Raw genomic sequence first — 12,449 nt, 5'->3', positions numbered from 1 at the left:
TCGCGTTCTTCCCTAGCATGGGGGCATCCATTCCACCGGAGTCCGCGCATGAATCTGCAACGCTTTCCCCGCCATCCGCTCACGTTCGGCCCGACGCCCATCCAGGCGTTGCCGCGCCTGTCAGCCCAGCTGGGCGGCAAGGTGGAGATCTACGCCAAGCGGGAAGACTGCAACAGCGGCCTCGCCTTCGGCGGCAACAAGACGCGCAAGCTGGAATACCTGATCCCCGAGGCGCTGGCACAGGGTTGCGACACGCTGGTCACCATCGGCGGCATCCAGTCGAACCACACGCGGCAGGTGGCGGCGGTGGCCGCGCACCTCGGCCTGCGCTGCGTGACGGTGCAAGAGAACTGGGTGAACTGGTTCGACAGCGTGTATGACCGCGTGGGCAACATCCAGATGTCGCGCATCATGGGGGCGGATGTGCGCCTCGTCGATGCGGGCTTCGGCATCGAGTTCAAACAGAGCTGGGAGCAGGCGCTCGAAGACGTGCGCCGCGCCGGCGGCAAGCCGTATGCGATCCCGGCCGGCGCATCAGATCATCCGCTCGGCGGGCTCGGCTTTGTTGGCTTTGCAGAGGAAGTGCGCGAGCAGGAGAAGGCGCTTGGCTTCCGGTTCGACTACATCATCGTGTGCTCGGTCACGGGCAGCACGCAGGCCGGCATGGTGGTGGGCTTCGCGGCGGATGGGCGCGCCGACCGCGTGATCGGCATCGATGCCTCGGCCAAGCCGGAGCAGACGCGCGAGCAGATCCTGCGCATTGCGCGCAACACTGCCGACAAGGTCGACCTCGGCCGCGACATGACAGACGCCGACGTGGTGCTCGACACACGCTACGCGTATCCGGAATACGGCGTGCCGTCGCAGGAGACGCTCGACGCCATCCGCCTGTGCGCCCGCGCGGAAGGCATGCTGACGGACCCGGTGTACGAGGGCAAATCGATGCAGGGCATGATCGACCTGATCCGCCGTGGCGAGATCCCGGCGGGCTCGCGCGTCTTGTATGCGCACCTGGGTGGCGTGCCGGCGCTCAACGGTTACAGCTTCCTGTTCCGCAACGGCTAGGCGGCAGCTCAGGCCCATTCCGGAATGCCGGGCACGCGCATGTGCTCGACTTCCGGAAGATCGATGCCGAAATACTCCACCAGCAGGCCACGCAGCGCGCGGCGGTCTTCCAGCTCGAACCGGTGCGGCGTGTCTGCGCGCCAGATGGTGGCGTCGCGGTTCATCACCGTCACGCGGCCTTCATCGGTCAGCGAGCGCATCAGGATGCGGTTCTTGAACGGCGAGGCCGGATACGTGGACGTGTAATGGTTCGCCATCTCGAAGTCGATGGGGTAGTCCTCTTCGAGCGTGGTCACCCAGGCATCGACCGGCGTATCGCTGCGCACCTGCGCGCGAAGTATCCAGCGGCCTTCGTCGCGCACCATCCAGTGCCGCTCGCCGTCGATGCTGGCTTCCTGGCCGTCGACGAGCGGTACCGGTACGCGCGGCGCCAGCGCCCCAAAGCCGGGGTCGACGACAAAGGTGCCTTCGGGCAGCGGAACCGTCAGGAACATGTGCGTGCGCGGCGCCTCCGCGCGCGGCGACAACAGGATCACGCGCGACGAATGGCGCACCGGTTGGAAACCGAGGCGCTCGAGCACGGCCGCAAACAGCGTCGCATGTTCGAAGCAGTAGCCGCCGCGACGCGCGCGCACGAGCTTGTCCTGCACGCTTTCGAGGTCGATCCGGATGCCCCGCCCCAGCAGCACGTCGAGATTCTCGAACGGGATGTACCGCATGTGCGCGCGCACCAGTTGCGCGAGCGTCTCGTAGGTCGGGCGCGTGTGGCCGCCCCAGCGGATGCGGTGGAAGTAGGCGTCCAGATCGAGGTGAACGGTCACGTGGTGTCTCCTTGTGCGGACGTCGGGATGGCCGGCTGCATCCGGGCGCCTGAAGATAGCAGGATCGGTTGCGTCCAGAGGCCTATGGAGCGGCCGGATGGCTTCGGACCCCAGATTGGGGCCAAAACCCATGCCGCGCAATGCCTCATCCATGATGGACCCACGCAGATGTGCAAGCGGCACGTGACCGGAGCCGTCAATGCCAGCGGCGCAGGGCACCATCTAGGTCTGCGGCGGCGATTGCGCGGCGTCCGCCGCGCTAGTTGAACGGGGGGATGGCGTGCGACTGCATCAGGACAGCAGGTGCGGGCGCGTCCTTGCGGGCCTCATCGGAGCGATGCGCCGGCCTGTGCGGGCCGGCGGGCGGCAGCGCGGTGCCCCGCTGCGCACGGCCCAGGAAGCGCTGCATCAGGCAGAACATGCACAGCAGCACGCCGATGGCAATGCGCGCCCACCACGAACTGAGCGTGCCGTCAAACGTAATCAGCGATTGGATGACCCCCAACAGCAGCACGCCGACGACGCTGCCGCTGATCAGCCCCACGCCGCCGGTCAGCAGCGTGCCACCCACCACCGTGGCCGCAATGGCATCCAGCTCCATGCCCTGCGCATGCAGCCCGTAGCCCGAGAGCATGTAGAACGTCACCAGCACCCCACCCAGTGCCGAACAGAACCCGCTGAGCCCATAGACGAGGATGCGCGTGCGCGCGACCGGCAGGCCCATCAGCAAGGCCGAGCGCTCGTTGCCGCCCAGCGCATACACCGTGCGGCCAAAGCGGCTGCAGTGCGCAAGCCACACGGCAGCCGCAAACACCGCCAGCGCAGTCACCACGCTGGGCGACACGTAGTTGCCGCCGCCCACGAAAATCTTGTGCTGCGAGAGCGCGGTGTAGGTGGGGTTCGTAATGCTGATCGAATCAATGCTGATGAGGTAGCACAGCCCGCGCGCCAGGAACATGCCGCCCAGCGTGACGATGAACGGCTGGATGCGGAACACCTGGATCAGCACGCCCATCATCAGGCCGAACAGCGTCCCTGCGACCAGCACCAGCGGCACCACGGCACCGATCGACCAGCCATGGTGCTCGACCAGCGCGGCGGAGATCATCGTGGTGAGCGCCACCACCGCCCCCACCGACAAGTCGATGCCGCCCGACAGGATGACGAACGTCATGCCGATGGCCACGACGATCAGGAAGGCGTTGTCGATGAACAGGTTCAGGAACACCTGCACGCTGAAGAACCCGGTGTACGTGACAGACCCGAAACCGAACAGCAGCGCGAACAGGAACAACGTCACATAGAACGGCAAGCGCCGTGGATTGATTCTCATGACTGCGCCCCCACGCGGCGTTGAAACACCATCGCCCGGAATGCCGCCGATTGCGCCAGGCACACGGCAAACACCACCACGGCCTTCACCACCAGGTTGACCTCCGGCGGCACGCCCATCGAGTAGATCGCATACGTGAGCGTCTGAATGATGAGCGCCCCGACCACGCTGCCCCACAGGCTGAACTTGCCGCCCGCGAGCGACGTGCCACCCAGCGTGACGGCCAGGATGGCGTCCAGCTCGAGCAGCAGGCCCGCGTTGTTGCCATCGGCGCTCTTCACGTTGGAACAGATGATGAGCCCTGCCACGCCGGCCATGGCACCGCAGAACCCGTAGATGCCGAACAGCAGCGCCTTGGTGTTCAGCCCCGCAAGCCGCGCCGCCACGGGGTTGATGCCAACCGCTTCGATGAACAGGCCCAACGCCGTGCGATGCATCAGCAGCAAAAGCAGGCACAGCACGGCGCCGGCGATGTACAGGCCGAACGGCAGCCCGAACAGGTAGCCATTGCCCACGAAGAAGAACGGCTCGTAGTAGACGGTGATGATCTGCCCGCCGGTGATGAGCTGCGCCACGCCCCGCCCGGCCACCATCAGGATCAGCGTGGCGATGATGGGCTGCATGCCGGCGCCGGCCACGAGCATGCCGTTCCACAGCCCGCACACCAGCGCGGCGCCCACCGCGGCCAGCAGCGCGAGCATCAGCGGCACCTTGGTCACATACACCGGCATGCCGTTCTGGACGACGAGCGTACCGCCGATGAGCGATGCCGCAATCGCGCCCGAGATGGCGACCACCGCACCGACCGAAATGTCGATGCCACCCACGGCAATCACCAGCGTCATGCCCAGCGACACGAGCATCAGCGGTGCCGCGCGGTTGAGGATGTCGATCACGCTGCCGTACAGGTGCCCGCCGCGGATCTCAAGGTGAAAGAAATGCGGGTTGAACCACGTGTTCAGCACGCACAGCAGGATCAGCGTCACGCAGGGCCAGAACAGCCGGTGGCCGGCGAGCGCGTGCATGCGGGAGCGTTGCGTCATGCTGCGCCTCCGGTGGTGGCAGACGCGCTGGGCGGCGCCTTGGCGGGCAGCTCACCGCCGGCAATCACGTGGCACAGGTTGTCTTCGGTCATGTCTTCGCCTGCCAGCTCGCCCACTTTCTTGCGGTCCCGCAGGATCGCCAGGCGGTGGCTCACGCGCAGCACCTCGGGCAGTTCGCTGGAGATGAACAGGATCGCCATGCCCTTGCGGCACTGCGCGGTCACGAGGTCCATGATGTCGAGCTTGGCGGCAATGTCGATGCCACGGGTCGGCTCGTCCAGGATCAGCATGGCCGGGTCGGTCGCCAGCCAGCGTGCGAGCACGGCTTTCTGCTGGTTGCCGCCCGAGAGCTGGCCGATGGGCTTCTCCGCATCCGGCGTCCTGATGCCGAGCTGGGCGATGTACTGGTCCGCAATCTCGCGCTGGCGCTTCCTGGGCAGATAGCGGAACAGGCCGCGCTTGGCCTGCACCGCGAGGATGATGTTCTCGCGGATCGACAGCTCGGCAATGATGCCTTCGGTCTTGCGGTCTTCCGGGCAGAAGCCGATGCCCTGGCGGATCGCGTCACGCGGCGAGCTGAACTGGCGGGACTGCCCTTGCACGTTGATCGAGCCTGCATCGTTGCGGTCTACGCCGAACAGCAGGCGCGCGGTCTCGGTGCGGCCCGAGCCGAGCAGCCCGCCCAGACCCAGCACCTGGCCCGGGCGCACATCCAGGTCGAGCGGCTGCACGACGCCGCGGCGGCCCATGCCGCGCGCGCTCAGGAATGCGGGCGCCGTGTCGTCCACGGGCGGCACCTCGGTACGCGCGAAGCGGCTGGCGTCGATGTCGCGCCCGACCATCTTGTTGATCAGTTGCAGTTGCGGCAGGTCACGCGCGGCGTACTCGCCTTCAAGCCGGCCATTTCGCAGCACGGTAATGCGGTCCGAAATGGCGTACGTCTGCTCCAGGAAATGCGTGACGAACAGCACGGCCATGCCGCGTGCCTTGAGCGTGCGAATGGCGGCAAACAGGCGCGCGACTTCGTCGTCGTCCAGGCTGGAGGTCGGTTCGTCGAGGATGAGGATGCGCGCTTCGGTGGAGAGCGCCCGCGCAATCGCCACCATCTGCTGGATGGCCACCGGGTACAGCGACAGCGGCAGGGTGACGTCGATGTGGATGTTCAGGTCGGCCAGCAGCGCCTGGGCAGCGCGGTTCGTGGCGCGCCAGTCGATGCTGCCCAGGCGCATGGGAAAGCGGCCGATGTGGATGTTCTCCGCCACCGTGAGGTTCGGGCAGAGGTTTACCTCCTGGTACACCGTGCTGATGCCCAGCTTCTGCGCTTCCAGCGGCGAGCCCGGCGCGATGGGCTGACCGCCGAGCAGGATCTCGCCCGCATCCGGCGCCTCCACGCCGGTCAGCACCTTGATGAGCGTCGATTTGCCGGCGCCGTTCTGCCCCATCAGGGCATGCACCTCGCCGGGAAACAGGCGGAAATCGACCCCGGCCAGCGCCTGCACGCCGGGAAAGTTCTTGGAGATGCCGCGCATGTGCAGCAGCGCGCCGCGTGCATCGTGCGCGGCGGTTTGGTCAACGTGGTCCGGCATGGGTGTCACCTGTTAACGTGGCGCAACCGGCATGGCGGAAGGCCTCCACCGTGCCGGTTGCGCCTGTTCAGCAAAGGGCTTGCGAACCCGCGCAGCCTCAGTACTTGCGGTTCGGAAACTCCTTGGCCGCCACTTCCATCGGGAAGATGCCTTCCTTGGTGACGATGCGCTTGGGCACCGGCTTGCCCGCCAGCACGGCGCGCGCGGTTTCCATCAACTGCGGCCCGAGCAGCGGGCTGCATTCCACCGTCACGTTCAGCTTGCCGGCCATCATGGCTTCGAACGCGCCCTTCACGCCGTCGATGGAAATGATGGTGATGTCCTTGCCCGGCTTCAGGCCTGCCTCTTCAATCGCCTGGATGGCGCCGATCGCCATGTCGTCGTTGTGTGCAAACAGCACGTTGATCTTCTTGCCCTCGGCCTTGAGAAAGGCTTCCATCACCTCCTTGCCCTTCGCGCGGGTGAAATCACCGGTTTGCGAGCGGATGATCTTGTAGCGCGGGTCGGTCTTGATGATCTCTTCGAAGCCGCGCTTGCGGTCGATGGCCGGCGCCGAGCCGACGGTGCCCTGCAACTCGACGATGTTCACGTCGCCCTTGCCCTTGTAGTTCTCCAGCAGCCAGCGGCCGGCCTTACGGCCTTCCTCCACGAAATCCGAGCCGATGAACGTGGTGTAGAGCGACGGGTCTTTGCTGTCGATGCCGCGGTCGGTCAGGATGACCGGGATCTTGGCGGCCTTGGCTTCCTGCAGCACGGTGTCCCAGCCCGATTCCACGACCGGCGAGAACGCGATCACGTCCACCTTCTGCGCGATGTACGAGCGGATCGCCTTGATCTGGTTTTCCTGCTTCTGCTGCGCGTCAGAGAACTTCAGGGTCACGCCGTTCGCCTTGGCGGCGGATTTGATCGACTCCGAATTGGCGGTGCGCCATTCGCTCTCGGCACCCACCTGGGCAAAGCCCATGGTGAAGGCCTTGTCCGCCGCGTGGGCTGCAGACCCGGCGCCGGTTGCCAACAGCACGCCGGCCGTGGCGAGAAAGGTCAACACGGTACGTCGGGCGCGATCAGCGCGCGTTGTTGCCATTGCGTCTCTCCTCTTATGGTGGAAGCAGCCCGTCACTGCCTGCGGCTGCGCACGTTTGTTTTTTCAGCGGCAACCCTGCCTGCGTTGCTGCCGTTCGTGCTGAGCCATGTTATGGACAGCGAGACATAACCGTCTAATGCTTTTTTCTGGCACGACGGATATCGGTTTTGATATCGATTGCCCGACTGCAGCATCGTGCAACGCACAAAACCCGGCAGGGTTTCGCTCGCAAAAACCGCAGAACCATATCGAAAAAGCTTCGTTCCCCTGCCAACGCCGGCTTTTTAGACTGGGCGCACCCACTTGTCATAACGAGTTCGCCCCCGATGACGACATCCCCATCCTCCCCTCGCCTGCCGGCCCCGCCGCTCTATGAGCGGATCAAGGGCGCGCTGCGCGAGGGCATTGTCAGCGGCCTGTACGCGCCGGCATCCCTGCTGTCCTCAGAGGCGGCGCTGGGTGCGCAGTTTGGCGCCAGCCGCATCACCGTGCGGCAGGCCCTGGCCGACCTGCAGAACGAAGGACTGATCTACCGCCGCCATGGCAAGGGCACGTTCGTGAGCCAGCCCAAGGCGTTCCAGAACGTGACGGCGCTGCAGGGCTTTGCCGAGGCGATGTCCGCGCAGGGCCATGCGATCCGCAACCGCGTGCTGAAGCTGCAGGCGGTGCCGGCCCCCGCCGACGTCGCGCAGGCGCTGCGCCTCGCACCCGGCGCGCCCGTCACCGAATTGCACCGCGTGCGGCTGCTGGATCAAGCGCCGGTGTCGCTCGAGGTGACGTGGCTGCCTGAAGCGCTCGGCCGCATCGTCGCCAGGGCCGACTTGGTGACGCGCGACGTGTTTCTCGTGCTGGAGCAGGACGCGGGCGTGGCGCTCGGGCATGCCACGCTGGCCATCGATGCGGCGCTCGCCGACCACGCGACCGCCTGCGCGCTCGACACGGGCGCCGGTGCGCCGCTGCTGCGCGTGGAGCGCCTGACGCACGACGCGCACGGCACGCCCATCGACTATGAACGCCTCAGCTTCCGTGGCGACGCCTTCCAGTACCGGCTTCGGCTGGACCGGCAGGTGGCCGCATCGGCGCAATCGGTCTTTTCTCTGCAAGGCACCGTATGAACACGTTGGAACTGGAGTACGACCTCGTCGTCGTGGGCGGCGGCACGGCCGGCCCGATGGCGGCCATCAAGGCAAAAGAACGCAACCCCGCGCTGCGTGTGCTGCTGATCGACAAGGCGCACGTGAAGCGCAGCGGCGCGATCTCCATGGGCATGGACGGGCTGAACAACGCCGTCATTCCCGGGCATGCCACGCCGGAGCAATACACGCGCGAGATCACGCTGGCCAATGACGGCATCGTCGATCAGTCGGCCGTGTATGCCTATGCGCAGCACAGCTTCGCCACCATCGAGCAGCTTGACCGCTGGGGCGTGAAGTTCGAGAAGGACGAAACCGGCGACTATGCCGTCAAGAAGGTCCATCACATGGGCAGCTACGTGCTGCCGATGCCAGAGGGGCACGACATCAAGAAGGTGCTGTATCGGCAGCTCAAGCGTGCCCGGGTGGAGATCACGAACCGCATCGTCGTCACGCGCGTGCTGACGGATGCCGATGGGGCCGCCTGCGGCGTGCTCGGCTTCGATTGCCGCACGGCGGATTTTCTCGTGGTGCGCGCAAAGGCCGTGGTGCTGAGCTGCGGCGCCGCCGGGCGGCTTGGCCTGCCGGCTTCCGGCTACCTGATGGGCACATACGAAAACCCCACCAACGCGGGCGATGGCTACGCGATGGCGTATCACGCGGGCGCGGAGCTTTCCAACCTGGAATGCTTCCAGATCAACCCGCTCATCAAGGACTACAACGGCCCCGCGTGCGCCTACGTGACCGGCCCGCTGGGCGGCTACACCGCCAACGCGCGCGGCGAGCGCTTCATCCAGTGCGACTACTGGAGTGGCCAGATGATGTGGGAGTTCTACCAGGAGCTGCAAGGCGGCAAGGGGCCAGTATTCCTCAAGCTCGACCACCTGGCCGAAGAAACCATCCAGACCATCGAGACCATCCTGCACACCAACGAGCGCCCCAGCCGAGGACGCTTCCACGCCGGGCGCGGCACCGATTACCGCACGCAGATGGTGGAGATGCACATCTCGGAGATCGGCTTCTGCAGCGGGCACAGCGCATCTGGCGTGTATGTGAATGCGCGCGCGGAAACCACCGTGCCGGGCCTTTACGCGGCGGGCGACATGGCCGCCGTGCCGCACAACTACATGCTCGGCGCGTTCACGTATGGCTGGTTTGCCGGCCAGAACGCAGCGGACTACATCGCCGGCCGGCAAAGCGACGCCCGTGTCGACGACGCGCAGATCCAACGCGAGCGCACGCGCATCTTTGCGCCGCTGCAACGCGATCACGGCCTCGCCCCCGCGCAGGTGGAATACAAGCTGCGCCGCATGGTGAACGATTACCTGCAGCCGCCCAAGGTCACGCGCAAGATGGAAATCGGCCTGCGGCGCTTCGCCGAGATTGCCGAAGACATCACGCACCTGCACGCACGCAATCCGCACGAGCTGATGCGCGCAATGGAAGTCAGCTTCATCCGGGACTGCGCCGAGATGGCCGCGCGCGCGTCGCTCTTTCGTACCGAAAGCCGCTGGGGCCTGTACCACCATCGCGTGGACTACCCCGAGCGCGACGACGCCAACTGGTTCTGCCACACGCGCCTCTACAAGGATGCGCGCGGCCACATGGCCAGCCGCAAGCAGGCCATCGAGCCGTACGTCATCCCGGTCGACGTGCACGGCACCGATTCGTACGCGCACCTGCGCATTCCGCAAGCCGCCTGAGCCATCGCCATGCCCCACACCCCACACGACATCGCCTCGCGCAGCAGCGCGCCGGTCACCATTGACGAAGCCCGGTGCATTGCCGACAAGGGCTGCACCGTCTGCGTCGACGTCTGCCCGCTCGACCTGCTCGCCATCGACCTGACCAAGGGCAAGGCCTTCATGCAGTTCGACGAGTGCTGGTACTGCATGCCCTGCGAGCAGGACTGCCCGACCGGCGCGGTCAAGGTCGACATCCCCTACTTGCTGCGTTGAGGCGCCGATGACGACAACGACCCTGGCGCGCCTGCACGATGCGGATGCCGCCACACGCCGCATCGCCCTGCTGCAACTGGCCGACGAGGAAGACGCCGACGCGCTGCCCGAGGTGACGGCGCTGCTTGCACACGACCCCGCGCCCGAAGTCCGGCTGGAAGCCGCGCGCATCATCGCCACGTGGGAACGGCCGGACACCGTCGCCGCGCTCGCCCGCGCGCTGGAAGACGCCGATGCCGCCGTGCGCGAGGCCGCGGCGCTCGGCCTCGGTGAACTGAAATCGGCGGACTCGGCCCCCGCGCTGCTGCCTTACGTGGACCACGCAAGCGCGTTCGTGCGCGCCGCCGCCCTGCGCGGGCTTCGTGAACTGCGCGTGCCCGAGAGCGACGCGCCGGCACTGCAAGCCTTGCAGGACGCGGATGCCGCCGTGCGCCGCGAAGCGGTGGCCGTGCTCGGCTGGCGCAAGCATGTGGCGGCGCTGCCGGCCTTGGCCGAGCGCGCCCGCCAGGACGACGACGCCGAGGTACGGCGTGCCGCAGTCGGCGCCCTCGGCCTTGCGGCGGACGCATCGGTCCTCCCCGCGCTGCTCGACGCATTGCGCGACACCGCGTGGCGCGTGCGCGAGGAAAGCGCCGGCACGCTCGGCAAGCTGCGTGCGCTGGCACCGAACGCACACGTCACGCAGACGCTGGTGGAGGCCTTGACCGATGACTACTGGCAAGTCCGCCTGCAAGCTGCACGCGCGCTCGGCCGCTGGCGCGCCGCGCATGCCGTGGAGGCGCTCGCTGCGCTGCTCGTCCACCCGATCAGCAATCTGCGCAAGGAGGCCGCGCTTGCGCTCGGGGAAACGGGCTCAGCCGCGGCCGTGCCCGCCCTGCGCCGTGCGGAAGGCGACGGCGATCCGGAAGTGGTGAAAGCCGTGCGCATCGCGCTGGCACAGCTCGAGGGCACCCGTGCAAGCCCCTGAACGCATCGACAACGACGTTGCCACACACACGCTGCGCGTGCACTGGCCCGGGGCGTCCGTCGCGCTCGACCACACTGCGCTGCGCCGGGCCTGCCGATGCGCCGAGTGCCAGTTCGAGCGCCACCAGGGCATGCCGATCCGCGCGCCGGCCGACGTGCGCATCACCAGCATTGAGCCCGTGGGCTACGGCGTGCAACTGGTGTTCAGCGATGGACATGCGCGCGGCGTCTATCCATGGGCCTATCTGGCGGAGCTTGCCGCTACCGCCGTGAAACGCTGACCCTGCCGGCGTCTATGCACATGCAATCTTGTTCGTTCCTTCGCACGCGCGCGGTCCGTAGCATCGGCCGCACGCCACCCAACTCGCTGGAGGAACCATGCAAACCCAATCGCACCACACCGCTGCATCGCCTGCGCGACGACGCTGGCTCGCCGCACTGCTGGGCGCCGGCCTCGCGCTGAGCGCCGGCTTCGCACATGCTGCAGACCCGGCTGGCACGGTCCGCATCGGCTTTCAGAAGGCAGGCCTGCTCGCCGTGCTCAAGGCGCAGGGCTCGCTCGACAAACCGTTGGCCGAACTCGGCTACAAGGTCGAGTGGAAAGAATTTCCCGCCGGGCCGCAACTGTTGGAGGCACTCAACACGGGAAGCATCGACTTCGGCTATACCGGCGCTCCACCGGCCGTGTTTGCGCAGGCGGCAGGTGCGCGCCTCGTCTACGTGGGGGCCGAGCCCGGCGGCAAGACGAACGAGGCGCTGTTCGTGCTCGACGGCTCACCCGCGCGCAGCGTGGCGGACCTGAAGGGCAAGCGCATTGCGCTGCAGAAGGGCTCAAGCTCGCACTACCTGCTCGTGCAGTTGCTCAAGCGCGCGAACCTGACGGTACAGGACGTGCAGCCGATCTATCTGCCGCCGGCCGAGGCACGTGCCGCCTTCGAAAGCGGCGCCGTCGACGCGTGGGTGGTGTGGGATCCGTATTACGCGCTGGCGCAAAAGGCATTGAAGACGCGCACGCTGGGCGATTTCAGCGAGTTGCCGGTGTTCAACTTCTACGAGGCCACCCCGGACTTCGTGAAGACGCATCCGCGCGCGGTGAATGCCATCCTGGCGCAGTTGCGCACCTCGGGCCTGTGGGTGAACCAGCACACCCAGGAAGCGGCAGCGCTGCTCTCGCCGAAGCTGGGCATCGAGCAACCCGTGGTGGAAACGTGGCTGCGGCGCGTGCCTTATGGCGTAACGCCGGTCACCCCGCAGATCGTGGCGTCACAGCAGCAGATCGCCGACCTGTTCCTGCAGCAGAAGCTGATCCCGAAAGCGGTGAACGTACAGGGCGCGGTCTGGCAGGCGAGCTTCCCGGTGGCGGGCTTGTAAGCGCGGCCGCCACGCAGCAGCGACGTCGGTCAGGAAGTCGTCAAGGCGCAGCCGAGCGGGCCGGCACAGGTCGAGCGCATCCGTGCCGG

Annotated in this window: 12 protein-coding genes; 7 read left to right on the top strand and 5 right to left on the bottom strand. The window is 66.8% G+C overall.

The window, feature by feature from the left end; genetic code table 11:
- Positions 1 to 48: 48 nt before the first annotated feature.
- A complete protein-coding gene (locus TK49_RS20960) occupies positions 49 to 1,065 on the top strand; it encodes a 1-aminocyclopropane-1-carboxylate deaminase (protein WP_045219723.1) in 1,017 nt (338 codons plus the stop codon).
- A gap of 8 nt (positions 1,066 to 1,073) precedes the next feature.
- Here TK49_RS20960 and TK49_RS20955 read toward each other — a convergent pair whose 3' ends face one another.
- From TK49_RS20955 to TK49_RS20935, 5 genes are all read right to left on the bottom strand, one after another.
- A complete protein-coding gene (locus tag TK49_RS20955) occupies positions 1,074 to 1,886 on the bottom strand; it encodes an arylamine N-acetyltransferase family protein (protein WP_045219722.1) in 813 nt (270 codons plus the stop codon).
- A 259-nt stretch (positions 1,887 to 2,145) separates the two neighbouring features.
- A complete protein-coding gene (gene yjfF, locus TK49_RS20950) occupies positions 2,146 to 3,219 on the bottom strand; it encodes a galactofuranose ABC transporter, permease protein YjfF (protein ID WP_045219721.1) in 1,074 nt (357 codons plus the stop codon).
- On the bottom strand, positions 3,216 to 4,262 hold the full coding sequence (locus tag TK49_RS20945) for an ABC transporter permease (RefSeq protein WP_082062925.1): 1,047 nt from the start codon (positions 4,260 to 4,262) through the stop codon (positions 3,216 to 3,218). The genes yjfF and TK49_RS20945 overlap by 4 nt, the downstream gene beginning before the upstream one ends.
- Entirely contained in the window at positions 4,259 to 5,848 is a 1,590-nt protein-coding gene (locus TK49_RS20940) for a sugar ABC transporter ATP-binding protein (protein ID WP_045219720.1), read from the bottom strand. The genes TK49_RS20945 and TK49_RS20940 overlap by 4 nt, the downstream gene beginning before the upstream one ends.
- 97 nt (positions 5,849 to 5,945) lie before the next feature.
- Positions 5,946 to 6,932 (bottom strand): ABC transporter substrate-binding protein, encoded by a 987-nt coding sequence (locus TK49_RS20935; RefSeq protein ID WP_045219719.1) that lies wholly within the window; start codon positions 6,930 to 6,932, stop codon positions 5,946 to 5,948.
- A gap of 326 nt (positions 6,933 to 7,258) precedes the next feature.
- On the opposite strand from TK49_RS20935, the gene TK49_RS20930 reads away from it, so the two are divergent.
- From TK49_RS20930 to TK49_RS20905, 6 genes are all read left to right on the top strand, one after another.
- Positions 7,259 to 8,047 carry a GntR family transcriptional regulator gene (locus TK49_RS20930; protein ID WP_045219718.1) on the top strand — a complete coding sequence of 263 codons (789 nt, stop codon included), beginning with the start codon at positions 7,259 to 7,261 and terminating at the stop codon, positions 8,045 to 8,047.
- The gene (locus TK49_RS20925) at positions 8,044 to 9,768 is read left to right on the top strand and encodes a fumarate reductase/succinate dehydrogenase flavoprotein subunit (protein ID WP_045219717.1); all 1,725 of its coding nucleotides are present in this window, start codon (positions 8,044 to 8,046) and stop codon (positions 9,766 to 9,768) included. Before TK49_RS20930 ends, TK49_RS20925 begins: the two co-directional genes overlap by 4 nt.
- 9 nt (positions 9,769 to 9,777) lie before the next feature.
- Positions 9,778 to 10,023 carry a 4Fe-4S dicluster domain-containing protein gene (locus tag TK49_RS20920; protein WP_045219716.1) on the top strand — a complete coding sequence of 82 codons (246 nt, stop codon included), beginning with the start codon at positions 9,778 to 9,780 and terminating at the stop codon, positions 10,021 to 10,023.
- Positions 10,024 to 10,030: 7 nt separating this feature from the next.
- Positions 10,031 to 10,990, top strand: a complete 960-nt coding sequence (locus TK49_RS20915) for a HEAT repeat domain-containing protein (RefSeq protein ID WP_045219715.1) — start codon at positions 10,031 to 10,033, stop codon at positions 10,988 to 10,990.
- Positions 10,977 to 11,270: a DUF971 domain-containing protein gene (locus TK49_RS20910; protein WP_045219714.1), complete on the top strand. Its 294-nt coding sequence runs from the start codon at positions 10,977 to 10,979 to the stop codon at positions 11,268 to 11,270. Before TK49_RS20915 ends, TK49_RS20910 begins: the two co-directional genes overlap by 14 nt.
- Before the next feature lie 97 nt (positions 11,271 to 11,367).
- A complete protein-coding gene (locus TK49_RS20905) occupies positions 11,368 to 12,360 on the top strand; it encodes a sulfonate ABC transporter substrate-binding protein (protein WP_045219713.1) in 993 nt (330 codons plus the stop codon).
- The last annotated feature ends 89 nt before the right edge of the window (positions 12,361 to 12,449 follow it).

This window comes from Ralstonia mannitolilytica, assembly GCF_000954135.1.
In the GTDB taxonomy this organism is placed as follows: domain Bacteria; phylum Pseudomonadota; class Gammaproteobacteria; order Burkholderiales; family Burkholderiaceae; genus Ralstonia; species Ralstonia mannitolilytica.
Note: the sequence above shows the minus strand (reverse complement) of the source record. Positions and strands in the feature narration are given on the sequence as shown.

What these genes read in the sequence shown, in the direction of transcription:
- TK49_RS20960 (WP_045219723.1), top strand. Translation starts at nt 49, where the DNA reads ATGAATCTGCAACGCTTTCCCCGCCATCCGCTCACGTTCGGCCCGACG.
- yjfF (WP_045219721.1), bottom strand. Translation starts at nt 3,219, where the DNA reads ATGAGAATCAATCCACGGCGCTTGCCGTTCTATGTGACGTTGTTCCTG.
- TK49_RS20945 (WP_082062925.1), bottom strand. Translation starts at nt 4,262, where the DNA reads ATGACGCAACGCTCCCGCATGCACGCGCTCGCCGGCCACCGGCTGTTC.
- TK49_RS20940 (WP_045219720.1), bottom strand. Translation starts at nt 5,848, where the DNA reads ATGCCGGACCACGTTGACCAAACCGCCGCGCACGATGCACGCGGCGCG.
- TK49_RS20935 (WP_045219719.1), bottom strand. Translation starts at nt 6,932, where the DNA reads ATGGCAACAACGCGCGCTGATCGCGCCCGACGTACCGTGTTGACCTTT.
- TK49_RS20930 (WP_045219718.1), top strand. Translation starts at nt 7,259, where the DNA reads ATGACGACATCCCCATCCTCCCCTCGCCTGCCGGCCCCGCCGCTCTAT.
- TK49_RS20925 (WP_045219717.1), top strand. Translation starts at nt 8,044, where the DNA reads ATGAACACGTTGGAACTGGAGTACGACCTCGTCGTCGTGGGCGGCGGC.
- TK49_RS20920 (WP_045219716.1), top strand. Translation starts at nt 9,778, where the DNA reads ATGCCCCACACCCCACACGACATCGCCTCGCGCAGCAGCGCGCCGGTC.
- TK49_RS20915 (WP_045219715.1), top strand. Translation starts at nt 10,031, where the DNA reads ATGACGACAACGACCCTGGCGCGCCTGCACGATGCGGATGCCGCCACA.
- TK49_RS20905 (WP_045219713.1), top strand. Translation starts at nt 11,368, where the DNA reads ATGCAAACCCAATCGCACCACACCGCTGCATCGCCTGCGCGACGACGC.